14 protein-coding genes and 1 pseudogene are annotated in these 20,079 nt (G+C 65.2%); 11 read left to right on the top strand and 4 right to left on the bottom strand.

Annotation, left to right across the window (positions count from 1 at the left end):
- The first annotated feature begins 205 nt into the window (after positions 1-205).
- From HGB41_RS01135 to HGB41_RS01125, 3 genes are all read left to right on the top strand, one after another.
- Positions 206-580 carry a DsrE family protein gene (locus HGB41_RS01135; protein ID WP_171080238.1) on the top strand — a complete coding sequence of 125 codons (375 nt, stop codon included), beginning with the start codon at positions 206-208 and terminating at the stop codon, positions 578-580.
- A gap of 79 nt (positions 581-659) precedes the next feature.
- The gene (locus tag HGB41_RS01130; RefSeq protein ID WP_171080236.1) at positions 660-1,994 is read left to right on the top strand and encodes a putative bifunctional diguanylate cyclase/phosphodiesterase; all 1,335 of its coding nucleotides are present in this window, start codon (positions 660-662) and stop codon (positions 1,992-1,994) included.
- Between the two features lie 158 nt (positions 1,995-2,152).
- Positions 2,153-2,479: a CzcE family metal-binding protein gene (locus HGB41_RS01125; RefSeq protein ID WP_171080233.1), complete on the top strand. Its 327-nt coding sequence runs from the start codon at positions 2,153-2,155 to the stop codon at positions 2,477-2,479.
- 118 nt (positions 2,480-2,597) lie between these two features.
- On the opposite strand, the pseudogene HGB41_RS01120 reads toward HGB41_RS01125, so the two are convergent.
- Positions 2,598-3,161 (bottom strand): annotated as a pseudogene (locus HGB41_RS01120) (transposase); the annotation flags it as partial.
- Between the two features lie 126 nt (positions 3,162-3,287).
- On the bottom strand, positions 3,288-4,673 hold the full coding sequence (locus tag HGB41_RS01115; protein ID WP_171080230.1) for a serine hydrolase domain-containing protein: 1,386 nt from the start codon (positions 4,671-4,673) through the stop codon (positions 3,288-3,290).
- A gap of 196 nt (positions 4,674-4,869) precedes the next feature.
- On the opposite strand from HGB41_RS01115, the gene HGB41_RS01110 reads away from it, so the two are divergent.
- From HGB41_RS01110 to HGB41_RS01080, 7 genes are all read left to right on the top strand, one after another.
- Positions 4,870-6,174, top strand: a complete 1,305-nt coding sequence (locus HGB41_RS01110; RefSeq protein ID WP_229422654.1) for an extracellular solute-binding protein — start codon at positions 4,870-4,872, stop codon at positions 6,172-6,174.
- Between the two features lie 9 nt (positions 6,175-6,183).
- The gene (locus HGB41_RS01105; protein ID WP_171080215.1) at positions 6,184-7,092 is read left to right on the top strand and encodes a carbohydrate ABC transporter permease; all 909 of its coding nucleotides are present in this window, start codon (positions 6,184-6,186) and stop codon (positions 7,090-7,092) included.
- The gene (locus HGB41_RS01100) at positions 7,089-7,922 is read left to right on the top strand and encodes a carbohydrate ABC transporter permease (protein WP_171080213.1); all 834 of its coding nucleotides are present in this window, start codon (positions 7,089-7,091) and stop codon (positions 7,920-7,922) included. Before HGB41_RS01105 ends, HGB41_RS01100 begins: the two co-directional genes overlap by 4 nt.
- A gap of 14 nt (positions 7,923-7,936) precedes the next feature.
- On the top strand, positions 7,937-9,049 hold the full coding sequence (locus HGB41_RS01095) for an ABC transporter ATP-binding protein (protein WP_171080211.1): 1,113 nt from the start codon (positions 7,937-7,939) through the stop codon (positions 9,047-9,049).
- A gap of 41 nt (positions 9,050-9,090) precedes the next feature.
- Positions 9,091-10,098 carry a LacI family DNA-binding transcriptional regulator gene (locus HGB41_RS01090; protein WP_171080208.1) on the top strand — a complete coding sequence of 336 codons (1,008 nt, stop codon included), beginning with the start codon at positions 9,091-9,093 and terminating at the stop codon, positions 10,096-10,098.
- A 158-nt stretch (positions 10,099-10,256) separates the two neighbouring features.
- Positions 10,257-13,073, top strand: a complete 2,817-nt coding sequence (locus tag HGB41_RS01085; RefSeq protein WP_171080205.1) for a TonB-dependent receptor — start codon at positions 10,257-10,259, stop codon at positions 13,071-13,073.
- A 203-nt stretch (positions 13,074-13,276) separates the two neighbouring features.
- A complete protein-coding gene (locus tag HGB41_RS01080) occupies positions 13,277-14,242 on the top strand; it encodes a glycoside hydrolase family 43 protein (protein ID WP_171080201.1) in 966 nt (321 codons plus the stop codon).
- A 3-nt stretch (positions 14,243-14,245) separates the two neighbouring features.
- On the opposite strand, the gene HGB41_RS01075 is transcribed toward HGB41_RS01080, so the two are convergent.
- Positions 14,246-15,235, bottom strand: coding sequence for an alpha/beta hydrolase (locus HGB41_RS01075; RefSeq protein WP_171080199.1), 990 nt, complete (start codon positions 15,233-15,235; stop codon positions 14,246-14,248).
- 562 nt (positions 15,236-15,797) lie between these two features.
- A complete protein-coding gene (locus tag HGB41_RS01070; protein WP_171080197.1) occupies positions 15,798-18,602 on the bottom strand; it encodes a bifunctional diguanylate cyclase/phosphodiesterase in 2,805 nt (934 codons plus the stop codon).
- A gap of 295 nt (positions 18,603-18,897) precedes the next feature.
- On the opposite strand from HGB41_RS01070, the gene HGB41_RS01065 reads away from it, so the two are divergent.
- Positions 18,898-20,076, top strand: a complete 1,179-nt coding sequence (locus tag HGB41_RS01065) for a GGDEF domain-containing protein (RefSeq protein ID WP_171080194.1) — start codon at positions 18,898-18,900, stop codon at positions 20,074-20,076.
- The last annotated feature ends 3 nt before the right edge of the window (positions 20,077-20,079 follow it).

Genomic DNA, 20,079 nt, shown 5'->3' with positions numbered 1-20,079 from the left:
GTCAAGCATAGGCCTTCATGCCCCCAAGGGCAAGGACCATGCTGGATCGGCATCCGCGCTGATTGTTTGCCGGACAAGCGCCTCCTACCGAAACAATCAATTTCTCCCTGCACTGTTTTTCCGCATCTCTTTAAGCTCCAGAATGTGATCCATGCCTTGAACGGCTACCTCTCTCAACCGCAACATCCCACATCAGGAGCACATCATGAAAGCAGCGATCATCATTCTTTCGGACCCAACCCATGGCGGCGAAGAAGCCCTTGGACGCCTGTTTAACGGCCTGGCCGCAGCCTACGATTTCAAACAGCGCGGCACTGACGTTGCGATCTACTTCCAAGGCACCGGTACCCGCTGGGCCGGCGTGGTCGGCAACCCTGCCCACCCGGTCCATGCGCTCTACCAAGCAGTGGCCGATACCGTCGCCGGCGTGTCATGCGGCTGCGCCGACGTCTTCGGGGCGCGCGAGGACGCCGAGAAAAACGGCTTCGACCTGGTGACCGACAACAGCGTGCCCGGTACCTCGGGCCTGCCGAGCATTGCTCAGCTTGCCGCCGACGGCTATTCCATCTTCAGCTTCTAGCCCAGCGCACAGGCGGGCGGTGCTCGCCTCTGCCCAATGCACAACATGGACGTCGGATCGTCGGATTATGAGGTGATGCATGGAAGACCAAGCGAGCACGGGCAGGGACGCTGAGAGCAGAGCAGGCACACGCGATGCTGTCGATGGACTGCCGGACCTGAAGCGCCACCGCGATACGCTGGCCCAGTCCTGGGCGGATGCGCGTTCGGCCGGCTCGGCGCTATCGTTGCTGCACCTGCAACTAGGCCGTCTGCAAGAGATCGGCCAGGTGTTTGGCGACGAGATTGCGGACGAACTTTTTGGGCAGGCCATTGTCCGGCTCGAGGCAAGTCTTCCCCGGGATAGCATCCTGGCACGTTTCAGCGACGATACCTTGAGCTTGATCCTGCGCGGCAGTGCGGCGGACGATGCCGCAGAGTACGCCGAAGCCCTGTGCCATCTGATGGACCGGCCTTTTGCAGTCGCAGGAATGTCTTTTTGCATCCAGGTCAGCGGTGGACTGGCCGGCGATACCGACGACGTAGTCTCGCCGGCCGCGCTTTGCCGTCGGGCCAATGCTGCCCTCGCTCAGACCAAGCCCGGCGGCAGGCGAGTCGCTCTATACACCAATGCACAGCAGCGGACGCAGGCAAGCCGGCTGGCACTGATGGGCGACCTGTTCGGCGCCGTCGAACGCGACGAACTACGCTTGTACTGCCAACCGAAGATCGATTTACGCACGGGTCGTATTGCGGGCGCTGAGACCCTTGTGCGCTGGGCCCATCCCAGGCTGGGCCTGATTCCTGCCGCACAGTTCATCGCGCTGGCGGAACAAAGCGGAATGATCGGCCGGGTGACCAGTTGGGTCTTGAACGCGACGCTGGGGTTTTTGCGCGGCTGGCAGGCGTATGACGACGTGCAGACGCTAGCGGTGAACCTATCGGCGCACGACATTCGGCATCCTGCGATGGCGCAACGAGTCCAGAACCAGCTCGATGCCTGGGGCGTGCGCCCCGAACTGCTGCAGTTCGAGCTGACCGAAAGCGCGTTGATCGAAGATCCCGATGCGGCCCTGGCCACGCTCAGGCGTTTGAAGGATTGCGGCGTGGAGATCATGATCGACGACTACGGAACCGGCTACGCCAGCCTGAGCTATCTACGGCAATTTCCAATGGACGGCATCAAGATCGATCAGTCCTTCATTGCGCCGATCCTGGGCGATGTAGAAGCGGCAGCGATCGTTCGGTCGACCATTGCCCTCGGCCATGCACTGGGACGGAAAGTTGTCGCAGAAGGTGTGGAGTGCAGGAACGTGTCGAACTGCCTGGCCCAGCAGGGCTGCGATTTGGCGCAGGGCTATCTGTTCAGCATGCCAATGCCCATCGAAGAATTACCTCGCTGGCAAGCCGCTCATATAAAAGGGCTGGCCGTGTAAGCCAATGTATCTGCTACAAGCCCAGCTGCATTTGGAAGCAAAAAGAGCCCGTTCGGAACACAAGAGGGATATATCCGTTTGATGTAATGGATGTACGCCATTGATGTGTACGGCTAAAAGCCATTCATTGATCACCAACGTTCAACCGAAAGAGAACCATGTCCAACCGCCACATTGCAAGCCTCCTTGCTGCCATCTTGCTGCCCCTCACTGCCACCTCGCGTGCAGGAGGCCTTCCTCAACCGTACGGTGTTCCGGCGCCTGTGGAGTCTGCTCAGCGCGAAATCAAAATCGGACCTATGACCCGGTACGTCAACGTGGAACGTGCCGAGACCGTCCGATTCGTGACGGAGAAAGGGAGCTTTGCTTGGAATTTCGATATCGATCCGAATCGGCAGGAGTTCGCGTTCGACCAGATTGCTCCGGCAGCACTACAAGCGCACGAGGTCCGTGTCTTCGTCGGTCGATCGGCACACGACAAGTAATCGTGGCGCATCGGGCGCGCATTGCGTAGCCGGCAGGGCGCCTGATGCGCAGCGGGATTCAGCGTCAGCTCGCAGGCGCAGGAATCCATCGCTGTCAGTGTCGCCGTGCCGATGGCATACGGGCTTTCTTGGGCATGCCAGACAATTGATCGCGGTCGCTGCCGTTATTGGTTACTTCATGTTCGACAATCAAATGATGTTTGGTGTCGACTGCAATTCGCACGTTGTAGCCAACGATGCCTGAGCCGCGCGTCATCATCGAGCGCGAGTCCGGATCGGTGAGCGAGATCTGCGCTTCACCAGTCTCTATCAGCTTCGTTTCGATTTCCTTGAGCGTCGCCATTTGCGATCTTATCGCTGCAATCTTGTCGTTCAGACGAGTTTTTTTCGATTTTGCGATGGCTGGCTCCTGACGGTCAGCCGTATCAAGTTCCGCCAGGTAGCGACCGATGTTCGCTTCGATCTCTGCCATCCGGCGCTTGAGTTTGGCGTCGCTAAAATTGCGGTCGCTGCTGTTGACGGCCTTGAACTTGCTGCCGTCGATGGCGACGACAGCATCCGAGAAAAGATCCAGCTTCTGGCACAATACGACGAACTGCCGGCAGACGTTACCGATCGCCCTGCCGTCATATTTTCGGAAGTTTGCTATCGTCTTGAAGTCCGGCGCCAGGCGTTCCGTCAGCTGGGCGACGACCGTGGGCAGCAGGACTACGATGCTGGAATCAGTCACGGAAAAAAATGGGTACGTTAAAAAATTATTTGCTGATGCAGAAGCCCGGCAGTAACCGACAGGAGCCTGGTCCTGGTATTACTCCGGCGAGAAGTTGAACTTATTGAACTTCCCATCCTTGTCCACGCTCAGCGACACCAGCAGGTTCTCATTGTCATAGCCGAAGCGGTAGCGCAAACGCCGTCCTGCAGCTTCCTCCTTGCGCGACAACAGTTCGACCGAACGCAGTTTGCCGGTTTCGCCCAATGCCTCGACCACGCGCGCCAGTACGGCGGGCGTCAACTTGACCCCGAGTTCCGTGTTGGCACCGGCCGGCGCCTTGCCCGCGGCCATGCTGGCCATGGCCTCGCGTACCTGCGCCGTCAGCGCCGGATCCGGATCGGGAATCGCCTTGGCCGGCGCGTCGAACAGCGCCGGCACGTAATGCGCCGCCACCATGTCGGCGAACTTCGACGGCCGCGCCGAATCGGAATTGGCCAGGACGACCACGGTCAGCTTGTCGTCCACATAGCGACACAACTGTGCGCGGAAGCCCTGCCAGGCGCCGCCGTGCGAGATGTGGCGGCGTCCCTTGACGGTGTCGACAAACCAGCCGTAGCCATAGGGGGCGTTGCTGCCGTCGTTCAGCTTGGCCGGGGTGAAGCTGGCGGAGCGCAGGCGCGCGTCCAGGATTTTGTCGCCATACAGGGCCTGGTCCCAGCGCAGCAGGTCGCGCGCGGTCAGGTACAGGCTGCCGTCGGCGGTCGTGTTCAGGCGCGGCGCGACCCAGGACTGGTTGCGCAGCGCGCCGCCTTTCCATTCGTAGCCGGCGGCCCGGTGCGGGATAATCTCGGCCTCGCTGATCACGCGAGTGGACATGCCGAGCGGGGTGAACACACGCTCGCGAAGTTGGTCTCCATAGAACTTGCCGCCGGCGCGGTTGGCGATGAAGCCCAGCAGGTGGTAGCCCATATTACTGTAGGCCCACTTCTCGCCCGGCGCGAAGCGCAGCGGCACTGTCGCTTCGAGCGCGGCCAGCTCCTCGTCCGTATAGTCCTTGCGGAAGTCGATGATCTCGTAAGGGTCGCCCAGCCCCGAGGTATGGGACAGCAGGTGGCGAATGGTGATCTTTTCCCAGGCTGCGGGTGTGCCGGGCAGGTGGCGCGAGACCGGGTCGTCGAGTGTGAGCTTGCCGTCCTTCTCCAGCAGCAGGATCAGCGCTGCAGTGAAGGTCTTGCCGACCGAACCAGACTGGAACACGGTCTGCGGCGTCACCGGCACCTTGTGCTCCACATTGGCCAGGCCATAGCCTTTTTCCTTGATCACCTTGCCGTCCTTCATGACCAGCACACTGAGGCCGGGCACATGGCGGCGCTTCATTTCCTCGAGCAAGGCGTCGTCGAGGCGGTCTGCATGGGCCGGTGCGATGAAGAGGGTGGTGGACAGCAGGGTAGCGGACAGCAGGGCGGGGCAGGCGCGGCGCATTGGGACTCCGGGGGATGGGGAGCCCGGATCATAGCGCCTGGCGTCCGGCAAAAGCGCGCCTGGGCGCATTTCATGCCGCACGCATGCCGCCGCGCGTTCCAATCGCTAGTCAGCAAGAACGCCCAAGCTAATAATTATTTGTTAGTATTAATTTATAAAACAAGCGTAAAAACCCGGAACCATTCAGGAGACAGGTTTGACCCCATTCACGGTGCGCCTTGCAGCCACGCTGTGTACGTCCGCGCTCGCAGCGGGCTTCGCGTGCGCGCCGGCCCATGCGCAAGTCGAAGTTCGCATGTGGACCCTGCTCAGCGGCGGCGACGGCGCGCGCATGTCCGACCTGGTCGGGCGTTTCAACGCCAGCCAGCGCGAGGTGCGCGTCGTCAGCACCACGCTGAAATGGGGCGAGCCGTTCTACACCAAGCTGATTACCTCGTCGGTCGTCGGCGCCGGGCCCGACCTCGCCACCGTACACCTGTCGCGCATGACCAACCTGGCCGGCGGCGGCGTACTGCGCCCGATCGCGCCCGACGAGCTGCAGGCGGCCGGTTTGAACCCGGCCGATTTCTATCCCCGCCAGTGGAACAAGTCCCGGCATGCCGGCAAGACCTATGCGGTGCCGCTCGACCTGCACCCGCTGGTCCTGTATTACAACAAGACCCTGGTCGGCAAGGCCGGTTTGCTCGACGACTCCGGCAACCTGAAAGCCATCCAGGGCATCGATGCGCTCACCAATGCCTTCCGCGCCGTCAGGCAGGCCACCGGCCGCCCGGGCATGACGATGGAGAGCAGCCAGAGTTCGTATGCGATCTGGCGCCTGTGGATCTCGATGCTGGCCCAGCGCAAGGTGCCCCTGATCCAGGATGGCCGCTTCACCTATGGCGCCGCCGGCGTCGATTCGCTGGCGCGCGTGTCCAGCTGGTTCCAGCAGGGTTATGCCCAGCCGGGCCTCGACTACCCCGCATCGACCAGCCAGTTCATGGGCGGGAACGCCGGCTTCATGATCAACGGCGTATGGGAAGTGCCGGAAATGGTGCGTGCCACGCAAAATGGCACGCTCGGTTTCGAGTACGGCATCGTGCCGCTGCCGCGCATGTACGCCAACGACAGCGTCTGGGCCGATTCGCATGCGTTTGCGATTCCCTCCAACGAAGGCCGGCCGATGTCGCTAGAGAAGGCGCGCGCCGTCATGCGCTTCGTCGCTTTCGTGAGCAAGAACTCCTTCGGCTGGGCCGAGGGCGGCCACGTGCTGGCCTACCGGCCGGTGGCGGAGTCGCCCGCCGCGATGGCCCTGATGCCGAACCGCCTGTACTCCGAAGTGCCGCGCCATGTGATCTACGACCCGAACGCCTGGTACATGGGCGCGGCCGGTCCGCTTGAAGCGATGGCCTCGAAATTCCTGCCGGCGGCGCTGTCGTCGCAGCTCACGCCCGCGCAGGCGCTGCGGATGTTCGAGACCGAGGCGGCGCGGCTGGTGCGCAAGCGCGCCCCGCGTTACTAGAGGCCATGCATGCATAGCTCACATTCCCAGCCCGGCGTGCAGGCCGCCCGGCGCGGCGACGCGGTCCCGGCGGCGCTGCTGCTGGCGCCCTTCGCCATCACCTTCCTGCTGTTCTTCTTCCTGCCTGCGCTCGAGACTTTCTACATGAGCCTCACGGAGAGCAGCCTGACGCGCACCAATGCCTTCATTGGGAGCGACAACTACGCCACGCTGATCCGGGACCCGTCCTTCTGGGCCGCGGTCGGCAATACCTTTTATTTTGCGCTGCTCACCGTGCTCCCGCTGACGGTGCTCGGGCTGGTCATGGCGCTGCTGGTGCACCACTTCACCCGTGCCAGCAGCTGGCTGCAGGGCGCCTTCTTCCTGCCCTTCGTGCTGCCGATCTCGGTGATGACCCTGATCGCCGACTGGATGCTGCAGCCCTCGAGCGGCGTCGTGAACTACGTGCTCGGCATGCAGCGCGCCTGGTTCGCCGACCTGACCTGGGCGATGCCGATGGTGGCAATCGGCACCATCTGGTGGACGGTCGGCTTCAACATGCTGATGTTCCTGGCCGGCCTGCGCAACATCCCGGCCGACCTGTACGAAGCGGCAGAGCTGGACGGGGCGCGCGGCTTCACGCTGTTTCGCACCATCACCTGGCCGGCGCTGCGACCGGTGGTCGGCATGGCCCTGGTGCTGCAGCTGATCGCCTCGATGAAGATCTTCGGCCAGACCTACATCATGACCACCGGCGGGCCGTTCAACACCACGCGCGTGACCCTGCACTACATGTATGAAACCGCGTTTACGCAGAGCGATGCCGGCTATGCCGCGGCGATCGCGGTGGCCTTCGTCGTCATCGTGGTCGCGCTGTCGCTGGCCCACGCGGGGCTGGTGCGCTGGCTGGCGGGACGCAGCTTAGGAAACCCCGCATGAACGGGCGCTCGAACCTGGGCTGGACCCTCGTCGGCGCTTGTGCCGCGTTGCTGCTGGCCGCGATGTGGGTGGCGCCGCTGCTGTGGGCGATGAGCACCGCGCTGCGTCCCGAGCACGAAACCGTGTCCGCCGTCTTCCACTGGCTGCCGCAGGACTGGACCCTGGAAGCCTTCGCCAAGGTGCTCGCCGCCGGCAATGTGGGCCGCTGGCTGTTCAACAGCGCCCTGGTCGCGCTGCTGGTGACCGTGGTGACGATGGCGCTTTCCTTGACGTCGGCCTATGCCTTTTCGCAATTGCGCTTCCGCGGGCGCACCCTGGTCTTCGGGCTGACCATGCTGGCCTTCCTGGTGCCCTTCGAGGCGCTGCTGGTGCCGCTGTTCCGCATGATGAACCAGCTCGGCCTGATCAACAGCTATGCCGGCATCGTGCTGCCGCAGGTGGTCGCGCCGGTGGTCATCTACGTGTTCAAGCAGTTCTTCGACGCGATCCCCGCCGACTTCCGCGAAGCCGCCGTGATGGACGGGGCCGGGCCGCTGCGCATCCTGTGGAGCGTCTACCTGCCGGTGTCGGGCAACATCGTGTGGGCGATGGCGATCGTCACCTTCATTGGGGCATGGAATAACTTCCTCTGGCCCTTCATCATCGTCACCTCGAACGACATGATGACGATCCCGCTGGGACTGACGCAGACCTACGACGCCTTCGGGGTGCGCTATGCCCAGCTGATGGCGGCGGCGCTGGTCGGTGCGCTGCCGGTGGCGCTGGCCTATGTGCTGTTCCAGCGCCGCGTCACCCACGGCTTCCTGGCCGCCACCGGCCTAAAAGGCTAGTTTACGGAGATTCGATGGCATCTGTGCGCCTGCAAGGCATCACCAAACAGTACGACGGCAACCCGGTGCTCAAGGGAATCGACCTCGACATCGCCGACGGCGAATTCGTGGTGCTGGTCGGCCCCTCGGGTTGCGGCAAGTCGACCCTGCTGCGCATCGTCGCCGGCCTGGAAGACGTTGGCGAGGGCACGGTGGAAATCGGCGAGCGGGTCTGCAACGACGTGCGCCCCGCCGACCGCGGCATTGCCATGGTGTTCCAGAGCTATGCGCTGTACCCGCACATGACGGTGGCCGAGAACATGGGCTTTGCCCTGAAGCTGGCCGGTGTGCCGCGCGCCGAGATCGGCGAACGTGTGAACCGCGCCGCCGGGATCCTGCAGATCGGGCATTTGCTGGAGCGCCGGCCCAAGGCGCTGTCGGGCGGCCAGCGCCAGCGCGTGGCGATCGGCCGTGCCATCGTGCGCAAGCCCGAGGTCTTTTTGTTCGACGAACCGCTCTCGAACCTCGACGCGGCCCTGCGCGGCCAGACCCGGGTCGAGCTGGCGCGCCTGCACCGGGAACTGGGCGCCACCATGGTCTACGTGACCCACGACCAGGTCGAGGCCATGACCCTGGGCCAGAAGATCGTTGTGCTCAATGGTGGCCAGATCGAGCAGTCCGGAACGCCGCTGGACCTCTACGAGCGCCCGGCCAACCGCTTCGTGGCGGGCTTCCTCGGCTCGCCGCGCATGAACTTCCTGCCCGGCGCACTGGCGGGAGAGGAGGGCAGCGCCGCCTATGTGCGCCTGACCAGCGGCGCCATGGTGCATGTGGCCGCCGACGCCACCCGCGCCGCCCCCGGCGCCGCGGTGACCCTCGGGGTGCGGCCCGAGCACCTGTGCATCGAGGCGCAGCAAGGGCTGGAAGGAGGCGTCCCGGCCACGGTCGCCCTGGTCGAATACCTGGGCGACACCACCATCGTCTACGTCCAGGCCGATGGCGTGCCCGAGATGGTGGCGGTCAAGGCGCGCGCCGGCGAACCGGCGCCGGCGCACGGCGCGCGCGTCATGCTGGCCTTCGACCCGCTGCAGGGCCACCTGTTCGACGCCGACGGTACTGCGCTGCCGCGCACGCCGCGCCAGGGGTAAGCGCGATGAATCCGGGCAGCGGCCGCGCCAGGCGGCCGACCATGACCGACATTGCCAAGCTGGCCGGGGTGTCGCAGTCGACGGTCTCCCTGGTCATCAACCACATGAGCGGCGCCAAGGTATCGAGCGAGACCCGCAAGACCGTGCTGCGCATCGCGCGCGAACTGGGCTATCCGGTCGACCGCCACGGCCATGCCGCGCCACCATCTGCGCGCAACCTGATCGTCTACCTGACCGACGAACTGTCCACCAGCCCGCATGCGATGCAGACCATCGACGGCGCACGCGATGCCGCCTGGGAGCACGACTGCCTGCTGTCGGTGTTCGCCACCCGGAGCGACCCCGAATACGAAACCGCGGTCCTGGACCGGCTGCTGGCCAGTCCGGCGCTGCTGGGCGTGGTCTACGCCACCATTTTTACGCGCGCGGTGACGGTGCCTGCACAGCTGGCGCCGGTGCCGACCGTGCTGCTCAACTGTCATACACGTGACCGCCAATATTCTTCCGTGGTGCCGAGCGAGGTGTTGGGCGGGTATGCCGCGACCATGCATCTGCTCGACGCCGGCCACCGCCGCATCGGCCTGGTGAACGGCGAAGGGTGGATCGAGGCCGCGGCGGAACGCCTGAAAGGCTACCGCCAGGCCTTGTCGACCCGCGACATCCCTTTCGATGCGGCGCTGGTGCGCGAAGGCGACTGGCAGGTGAGCACCGGCCACGCGCATGCACTGGCCTTGCTGGCGCTGCCCGATCCGCCTACCGCGCTGTTCTGCGCCAACGACCTGATGGCAGTCGGCGCGCTGGAAGCGGTGCGCGAGCACGGGCTCGAGGTGCCGCGGCAGGTCTCGGTGGTCGGCTACGACGACCAGGACATCGCGCGCTACACCCAGCCTCCCTTGACCACAGTGTTGTTACCAAACTACGAAATGGGACGCTGGGCAGCAGAAAGTTTGATCGCCCAGGTCAATGGCGGCGTGGTCCGTCGCACCAGCATGAAGATGGATTGCCCTCTGGTGGAGCGTGATTCGGTAGCGAAAAACGATGCGAAATAAGGATATTTTCAGCGGTTCTTGAGTGCGCCACCGCAGTGCATTTTCAGCTAGGTTTGTCATATTGGTCATAAATTATGACTAATAATGAATCCAATATCGGCAGGCCCGTTCGCCACCCGGGTGGACGCAGGTACGGCCAAGAATCTCAGGAGACCTCGATGACCATCTTGAAAGTCCGGCCAGTCTGCGCGGCCGTCATGCTGCTGTGCGCCCACATCGGTTTTTCCGCGGCCCAGACTACCCAGGGCGCCGCTGATCCTGCCGCCGAAGCACGCGCCGAAGAGGCTGCCCGGGCGGCCGGCCAGCAAGGCGTCAAGGCGCCTGCGCCGGCCGGCACGGTCGCCACGGTGCAGGTGACCGGCATCCGCAGCAGCATCCGCTCGGCCGAACAGATCAAGCGCGACGCCGAGCAAGTGGTCGATTCGATCAATGCCGACGACATCGGCAAGTTCCCGGACCGCGCCGCAGGCGACGCCCTGCAGCGCATCGCCGGCGTGCAGGTGGGCCGCGACCGTGGCGAGACCAATACCGTGATCATTCGCGGCCTGCCCGACGTGGCGACGACCATCGACGGCAACGAGCTGTTTACCGGCACCGGCCGCCGCCTGTCCTACCAGGACTTGCCGGTGCAGTCGATCGCGGGCCTGGACGTATACAAGTCGGCCACTGCCAACCAGTTCGAGGGCGGCATCGCCGGGGCGGTCAACATCCGCCTGCGCGCGCCCTTCGACTTCAAGGGCTATACCGTCACCGGCTTCGTGGAAAACCGGCGCAGCCAGGTCGAGGGCAGCGAAGGCAGCAAAAAGAACAATAACCCGGGCGGCGGCCTGTTGCTGAGCAAGCGCTGGGCGACCGGCGTGGGCGAAATGGGCGTGCTGGTCGACATCGCCTACAACAAGGACAGCTGGACCTTCCCGGTGCAATGGGTGGATCGCCCCGACCGCATCTTCTCGGTCAGCCCGGACGGCACCGCCACCCGCCTGAACGACGACCAGCCGATCGCGCCGCTGCGCGCCGGCGACCGCCTGGGCGAGCTGCCCAACATCGGCGGCATCTACAACGCGGGCGACCGCGAACGCGGCAGCATGCATGCGGCTTTCCAGTGGAAGATCAGCCCATCACTCGAGTTCAGCACCCAGTACCTCGGTACCGGCTACCGCGGCGAGAGCGAAGTCGACTACATCCTGAACATCGCCACCTGGACTCCGCGCCTGACCAATGTTGTGCTGGCGCCGCAGGGCGACTACTGCAATACGTCGCAGGGCGTGATCTGCCCGATCCAGTCGGCCAATGCGGCTGCCGCGCAGTTCGGCGGTCCCTACGACTGGGACCCGTACACCGCCACCAGCACCTGGGGCGTCAAGGAGCGCACCGATACCCACTTCCTGAACTTCGGCCTGAAATACCGGGAAGGCCCGCTGTCGCTGGACACCAACCTGGCCTTCACGCGCTCGGATTTCATCAACGACACGGTCATCGTCGACCAGCAGATCCCGGGCGCCAGTTCGTCCGTCTACACCTACGGGCGCGACGGCCATGGCGGCTACAACACCATCACCACACCGACCTCCGGCGCGGCCCTGCGCGACCCGAGCCAGTTCGTGCTGCGCGGGATGGTGCAGAATTGGGGCGAATCGCGCGGCGAGCAGGCCCAGTTCCGCACCGATGCCGTGTACCGCCTTGGTGGCGACAGCTTTATCACCGCGCTGACCGGCGGCATTCGCCTGTCCTCGCGCGAGGTCAGCTTCCATGGCGGGGAGCGTGCCAACGACTTGAGGACCAGCGTGCGCCCGACCCCGATCGGCGCCTTTGGCCCCAGCTTCCAGAACCTGGTGCCGGGCCTGGACCGCCTCGCCGGCCCGTGGTATACCCCGTCGCGCGAGTTCCTGATTCACCAGGCCGACACCGTGCGCGCCTTCTATGGCCAGCCCCTGGGCCGGGTGCCGGACGACCCGATGCGCCTGTTCGAGCAAGAGGAACGCACCGCCACCCTGCACCTGGGCGCGCGCTGGAAGGCCGCGCTGGGGTCCATCGGCATGACCGGCAACATCGGCGGGCGCTTGGTGAAGGTCGATCGCAAGCTCGAGGGCAACCAGCGCATCGGCGACACCGTGACAGCGATCAGCGAGGACAGCGACGAGACCAACTTCCTGCCGAACGTGTCTGCGGTGGTCAACTGGACCGACCGCCTGCAGTCGCACCTGAGCGTCGGCAAGACCATCACGCGGCCCGAATTCTCGCAGCTCAATCCTGCGCTGTCCCTGATTCCGCCTACCGTCAACGCCCCGGGCACCGGGTCTTCCGGCAACCCGGAACTGGCGCCGACCGAGTCGATCAACAGCGACGCCACCCTGGAGTACTACTTCAAGGACAACGGCTTCGCCCAGATCGCCCTGTTCCACCGCGATATCGACGGCTACCTGCAGAACTTCGAGCAGAACGAAACCATCAACGGCGTGAACTATCGGGTCAACCGCCCGCAAAACTCCGGCAAGGGCAAGCTGCGCGGCGCGGAATTCGGCATCCAGAAGTTCTTCGACTTCCTTCCGGGCGCCTGGAGCGGCCTGGGTGCGCAGTTCAATTACACCTGGATCGACGGCGAGAACCAGACCCGTACCTCGCTGAACAGCGGCGCCTTCACCACCACCGAGATGGTCGGCGTGGCGCGCCAGAGCTTCAACTTCGCGCTGCTGTACGAGCATAGTGGCTGGACCGGGCGTCTGGCGGCCACCCGCCGCGGCAAGTACGTCGAGCAGATCGCCGAACCGCGCTTCGGCCAGGACCGTTATGTGAAGGAATCGACTTACGTCGACCTGAGCATCGGCTACGCGCTGAGCAAGAACCTGTCGCTGCACCTCGATGCAGTCAACCTGACCAAGGAGCACTACGAGAGCTACCTGGGCGACCCGATCCGTCCGCGCGATATCCGCTATAACCCGACGACGTATGGGCTCAGCCTGCGCTACCAGATGTGATGCGCGGGTGAAGTCGGCGTAAGGCCTGCGCGGGTGAAGTCGACGTAAGGCCTGCGCGGGTGAATAGTGAGAACCGTAGGGTGGGCAGATTCTGCCCACCCTACGATTGACGGACTGCTCCAAGGTGACTGGTGCAATCGTTGGCGGGGAGCCCGACCAACGGCACCCGCACCTCGCAGCAATGTTCAAGCAAGGAAGATGTAATGCAAAAGTCCTACAGCAATCCGGTATTCCCGGAAATCATGGCCGATCCCTTCGTGCTGAAACACGAAGGGCGGTATTTCGCCTACGGCACCGCCCCGGACGGCCCGGGGGGCGGGCGCTTCCCGGTGCTGGTCTCGAACGACCTCGTGGACTGGCACCGCGCCGGCTATGCCTTGTCGGTGGCCGGAGAGGACCACTTCTGGGCGCCCGAAGTCGCCTTCAATGAAGGCAAGTTCTGGCTGTATTACTCGTCCGGCGACAGCGAGGGCAAGAACCACAAGCTGCGCGTGGCGGTGTCGGACAACCCGGTCGGCCCGTTCCAGGATCGCGGGGTGCTGCTGGTGCCCGACCAGCCGTTCTCGATCGACGCCCATCCCTTCCGCGACCAGGATGGCCAGTGGTACCTGTACTACTGCGTCGACTTCCTCGAATTCGAGGATGACCACCGCATCGGCACCGGCATCGTGGTCGACCGACTGCTGGCGATGGACCGGCTGGCCGGCCAGCCAGCTACGGTGGCGCGCCCGCATGCCGACTGGCATTTGTTCAAGAAGGGGCGGGCGATGTACGACGCCGTCTACGATTGGCATACGGTCGAAGGCGCCTCGGTGCTGGTCCACGGCGGGAAGTATTACTGCTTCTATAGCGGCGGGGCCTGGGAAAAGGAAAACTATGGCGTGAGCTATGTGGCGGCCGACCATCCGCTCGGGCCCTTCAGCCGGCCCGACGGCAGCGAAGCGGCCCTGGTCATGAGCTCGCGCCCGGGACAGGTAATCGGTCCGGGCCACAATTCCTTTACGAAGTCGCCCGACGGCAGCCAGGACTGGATCGTCTATCACGCCTGGGATACGGCCATGACCGGGCGCCGCATGTGCATCGACCAGCTGGTGTGGAACGGCAACCGGCCGACGACCAACGGGCCGACCTTCACGCGGCAGCCGGCCCCTGCGGGGCTGGTGGTGTAGCGCCTAGCGCGCGTTGGCCTGCAAGGCCTGGCTGCCTTGCGCCTGTGCCAACCGTGCATTGATCCAGGCGTGGGTATGCGCGCAGGCCGCGCGCCCCATCGCCGTTGGAAAGTGGATCAGGCCATGCGGCGCTTCCGGCAGGTCGACCAGTTCGACGTCGGCATGTTCGGCCCAGCGCCGTGCCATGCCGAGCGTATCGTCGCGCAGCGGATCGCGCCCGCCCGTGAACATCAGGACGGGCGGCATGCCGTTCAAATCCCCGAACAGCGGCGACAACGGCGGGGCGCGCCGCTGCGCTTCATCCAAGCCCGGCGTGAGCAGGCGCAGGGCGGGGAGCATGGCGGGTCCGTCCAGCACCAGCGTATCGGGTCCGGCAGTGCGCACGCTGGGGCTCCCGGCCATGTCGAACACACCGTAATACAGCACCGCGCCTTGGATGCGGCGCAGCAGCGCGGGGCGGGCCTTGAGCTTCAGCAGGGTCGCCGCAGCCAGGTGGGCGCCGGCCGATTCCCCGAGCACCACCGCGGGCAAGCCTGCGCAGCCGCGCAGCTGGTCTTCCAGCAGCCAGGTGAGCGCGGCAAGGCAGTCATCGATCATCGACGCGATCGGCGCTTCGGTGGCCAGCCGGTAGCCGACCGACACCACCACGACATCGCAGGCCCGGACGATGGCCGCGTTGAGCGCATCGTTCATCTCCGGATTGCCGATCACCCAGCCGCCCCCATGGATGTCGAGCACGACGCCGCGCGGCGACCCGGCGGGCCAAAGCACACGAAGGGGCACTTGCACATCGTCGGCATCGGCCATGCGGGATTCCACGCGCACTCCCTTGCGGCGCAGCTTGGCGTCGGCCCCGACCTGCGTCAGTCGCAGCAGCGCCTGGCCGAGAAGGGGCGTGATCCGGTGGCGGTAGCGCACGCGCGGCGCCAGGGCCAGCTTGCGGTTGAAGCGGCGCAGGTCGTCCAGCATGCGGGCGTCGACGGGCATCGGCATCGGCGGCTTCCTTGCTAGCTGCCGACCGATGTCAGCGCTGGCTTGCCTGCGAAATGCGCCATCAGGTTGCCGACCGCCAGCTCGCCCGTTGCCCGCCTTGCCTCGACCGTGAAGCTGCCGACATGGGGCGATGGGAAAAGTGCGGCGGTGGCTGCATCATGCCGATGGTCCCGCTGGTCAGCACGCCCCGGACCTGCGGCGCGGTTGCCTCCATGAACCCGACGCGCTGGGCGCTTGTCATCGACCCGGGGAAATGGCAGTGGCACTGCTCGCCGGGCGTGCGCAAGATTTGTTCCGGCCAGCCAGCACCCAAGACCGCAAGCTCCGCCTTCATACGCCATCCATGCTTGAACCCGATGGCGCATCGTACAACGATACCGGTTGGTTCTCGTGTGACCGGCAGGGGAAACAATACCAATCGGTAGATTCGGAGGCTGTCCCTTCAGTACCGCTGAGGCTTGACGTCGTTAATTCTTACAAATCAAGCGACCTGTCCATGCTGACCCCGGTTTTGCGCTTTCCTCGGGATTTGGCCGACGCCGCAACAATAAGGCTTGACGGTTCAGCGCGTTACCGCCTTTGGTGCGCCGCTTGCTTCGATCACGCTGCGCAGTTCCGACAGCGTCATCGGCCGCGCCAGGTAATAGCCCTGCGCCTGGTCGCAGCGCGCCGCGCGCAGCAGGTCCAGCACCTCCCCGGTTTCCACGCCTTCGGCCACAACCGCCATGTTCAGGGCGTGCGCCATGTCCACGAAAGCCTTGATGAAGTCGAAGGTCGAGACATCCTGGTCCTGCTGCAGCACGAAGGAGCGGTCGAGCTTGAGGACGTCGATCGGGAAACGCCGCAAATAGGCCAGGCTGGAAAAGCCGGTGCCGAAATCGTCCACCGCCAGGCTGATGCCGAGGCGCTTGAGTTCACGCAGCATCGAGGCGGTGTGCTCGATGTCCTCGATCAGCGCGCTTTCGGTCAGCTCCAGTTCGAGGCATTCGGGCGGCAGGCCGGTGCGCGCCAGTACGGTGCGCACTTCGTCCACGAAGGCCGGCTGTGCCAGCTGGCGTGCCGAGACGTTGACCGATACCGCGACCGGCCGCCCGAACTCGTCCATCAGCCGGCGCGTCCGGGTGCAGGCTTCCAGCAGCACCCAGCGGCCGATATCGACGATCAGGCCGGTCTCCTCGGCGATCGCGATGAACTGCTGGGGCGATACGCGGCCGCGCTCGGGGTGGTTCCAGCGGATCAGCGCTTCCATGCCCACCAGCGCCATGCCGGCCAGCTCGATGCGGGGCTGGTAATGCAGCTCGAACTCGCCGCGGGCGAGCGCCGGGCGCAGCGACACTTCCAGCGCCATGCGCACCTGGGAGGCGACCGTCATCTCCGGCTCGAAGAAGCGGTAGCGGTTGCGTCCCGCGCCCTTGGCGCGGTACATCGCGGTGTCGGCGGTCTGGAACAGCATCTCGCGGGTCTGGGCATCCTGCGGGAACATGCTGATGCCGATCGAGGCGCCGACGATCACGTCATGGCCTCCGACCGTGATCGGCGCGGTCAGCACGCCGAGCAGCTTGTCGGCGATGCGCGCAGCCGCGGCCTGGCCGGTGGCGCAGTAGCCGGCCACCACGAACTCGTCCCCGCCCAGGCGCGCGACGATGTCGGTCGGGCGGATCACCCGGCGCAGGCGCGTGGCCACCTCGCACAGCAGCACGTCGCCCATCTCGTGCCCGAACGAGTCGTTGACTTCCTTGAAGCGGTCGAGGTCGAGGAACATCACCGCCACTGCGCCGCCATAGGCGCAGGCGTCGAGCATCTGCTGCACGCGCTCGCCCAGCAGGGCGCGGTTGGGCAGCCCGGTGAGGGTGTCGTGGGTCGCCAGCTGCTGCAGGCGGCTCTCGGCCGCCTTGCGCCCGGTGATGTCGGTCATCAGCCCGGTCAGCGAGAGCGGGGTGCCGTCTTCGCTGCGCTTGATGCTGCCGTTGAACAGGACGTGGATGTGGAAGCCGTTGCGGTGCCGCAGCACGGCTTCCATATCCTGCACGACGGATGGGCCGTCGCCGCCATTGCCACCTTCGCCGAGTGTCGCCAGCGGGAAGGAGACGAATAGTTCGTGCAGGCGCAGCGCCAGCAGCATCTCGCGCGGATAACCTGACAGCGCGCACAGGGCCGGATTGACGTCGCGCAGCGCGCCATCCGGGCTGGCCACCAGGTAGCCGGCCGGCGTCATTTCGATCACCTCGCGGAAGCGCTGCTCGCTTTCCCGCAGCTGGCGCTCGGCGTGTTCGCGGTCGCTCAGGTCGCGGATCACGGCCAGGAAGAATTCCTCGCCCTCGTCGTCGAAGCGCGAGATCTGGACTTCGGCAGGGAAGGTGCTGCCATCGCGGCACAGCTTGTCCATGCGCAGCAGCTGCGGCTGGCCGGCACGCAGGCCGGCCAGTACGGCGTGCCCGCCAGGCATGCCCAGGTTCATCTCGGTGACCGGCCGCCCCAGGAATTCGTCGCGCGCATAGCCGAAGCGGGTGCAGGCCTGGTCGTTCACCGACACGATGCGCAGGGCGCCATCCACAATCATGACACTGTCGCCGGCCTGGTTGAACAGGTTGCGGAAGCGCTGCTCGCTCTTGCGCAACGCCTGTTCCGCTTCGCGCTTGGCGGAGATGCCGTGGAAATAGACCGAGATGCCGTCGTCGTTCGGGTAGACGCGCACTTCGATCCACAGCGCGTGCGGTGCCCAGTAAAGCTCGAAGGTGTCGGGCTGGCGTGTTTCCATCGCACGCACGTAGCGGGGCAGTGCCTCCGAATGCTCCAGGTCGGGTGCGACCTCGAGCAAGGGGCGCCCGATGGCGGTGCCCGCGTTGACGCCGACGAACTCGCCCGCCTTGCGGTTGGCGTAAGTGATGCGCCATGCGCTGTCGACCGCAAAGAAGGCGTCGCCGATGCTCTCAAGCATGCCGCCCAGCGCCGCCTCGGACCGCTGGAGCGCCCGGCGCGCCTGCTGCTGTTCGGTGATGTCGCGCGCGGTCAGGAACATGCGCTGGTGCTGGTCGGACCAGCGCGCCGACAGCGACATCAGGACCACCCGCCCGTCCTTGCGGCGCAGGCGCACGGCGACATTCGACTGCTCCGGGTGGACCTTGCGCAGGCTTGCCTCCAGCGCCAGCGCCAGTCCGTGCTGGTCGGGATGGACGATGTCGTTGTAATGGAGTCCGATGAGTTCGTCCGGGCCATAGCCGAGCAGCGCGCGCGAGGCCGCATTGGCGCGCTGGAAGCGGCCGTTGGCGTCGAGCACGACCATCAGGTCGAGCGCATTGTCGATCAGGGCGGAATTCTCTGCAGCGAGCAGGGCAGTCCCGTCCGGCGAGGAAACAGTGGTGTTCACGATAATGGCGATTGTGGCGGGGCGGCCGCTGCGGGTGGACGGGAGCGCACATGTGACAAGCGCGCGTGTGCAAGTATAACAATTCCCGCACGGAAACAGGCCTCGCTTCGCGAAATTACGACAGGTGTGGACCGCTCACGACACCTGGTAATGGCAGGACGACATGAATAGCCTGATGCGGTTGTCAACGTAGCGGGCGGAAAGGCGCACCTGTTGCATACTGGCTCAAGGCCGGTAGAAATGGGAAAGCCGGCATTTTCAGGATCATTCGGCGATGACGATCGACGAGCCAACATTGACAACTGTATTGGGCCTGGTGTCGCTGGCCGCCAGCGCGATGTTTTTCGCGCTCGGTGCGCTGGCGCGCCAGATCGCCGGGGTCAGGTATTGGGCCGTCGGGTGCCTGGCCATCGGCTTTGCGACCGTGCTCGACGGCCCGCGCACGATTGACCACTGGCAGTGGGCCTCGTTGCTCTTCAATATCCCGTTCGGCATCGGGCAGGCTTATATGCTGACCGGGACGCTGGACTTCTGCCGGCATTCCCACGGCCGGCTGCTCCTGCCGGCATCGGCCGCTGTAGCGGTCGCCCTTACCGTCGGCTTCACCTTTGTGTACCCGCATACGGCCTGGCGCATCGGTACCCTCTGCGCCTACCAGGCGGTGTTCAACCTCGCCTCGGCCTGGATCATGTTCCGCTATCCGGATACGTTTTCACGCAGGGTCTTTTTCGTGGCCGGTACCGTGGCAAGCCTGCAGGGGCTCACTGCGCTCGCGCAGGGCGGGCTGGTCGCCAGCAGTTCCCTGACCTTCGATTACGGCGCACCGCAGCTCCCGATTGCCAACACCATCAGCTGGGCCGGCGCCCTGCTCAGCGCCGTCATCGGGAATTCGATGCTGATGCTGTTGATCATGCTGCGGCTGGTGTCGGAGGTGAGTGCCGCGGCCGACCAGGACGTGCTGACCGGTTTGCTCAACAGGCGCGGCATCCGCAGGAAATTCGACCTCCTGCTGGCGCGGCACGACGACGAGCACAGCGCCGTCGGCATCCTCCTGCTCGACATCGACGAGTTCAAGAAGGTCAACGACACCCACGGGCATGAAACCGGAGACCAGGTCATCGCCGCCATGGGCGCAGTCCTGCGCGCGCTGGATGACGGCAGGACGACGGCCTCGCGCTGGGGCGGCGAGGAGTTCTGCCTGGTCGCCGAGGCGGCGACGCCCCGGGCCCTGGTCGAACTGGCCGAAACGATACGCCAGCAATTTGAAGCCGCCACCGCCGTGCTGCCCGGGCTGGCCCAGGGCTGCACGGCCAGTGTCGGGGTCGCGCTGAACGAAGCGGGCACGGCGCTCGACGTCCAGAAGCTGATCGCACTGGCCGACGCCCAGCTCTACCGCGCAAAACGCGGCGGCCGCAACCGCGTGATGGCAGCGGCGCCGGATGGGGGGCTGTTCGACGTTTCCTCGGCCAGGTAAGAG

It is taken from the genome of Telluria aromaticivorans (genome assembly GCF_013003915.1).
In the GTDB taxonomy this organism is placed as follows: Bacteria; Pseudomonadota; Gammaproteobacteria; order Burkholderiales; family Burkholderiaceae_D; genus Telluria; species Telluria aromaticivorans.
The sequence above is the reverse complement of the archived record's forward strand: the minus strand, read 5'-3'. Positions and strand labels throughout refer to the sequence as shown.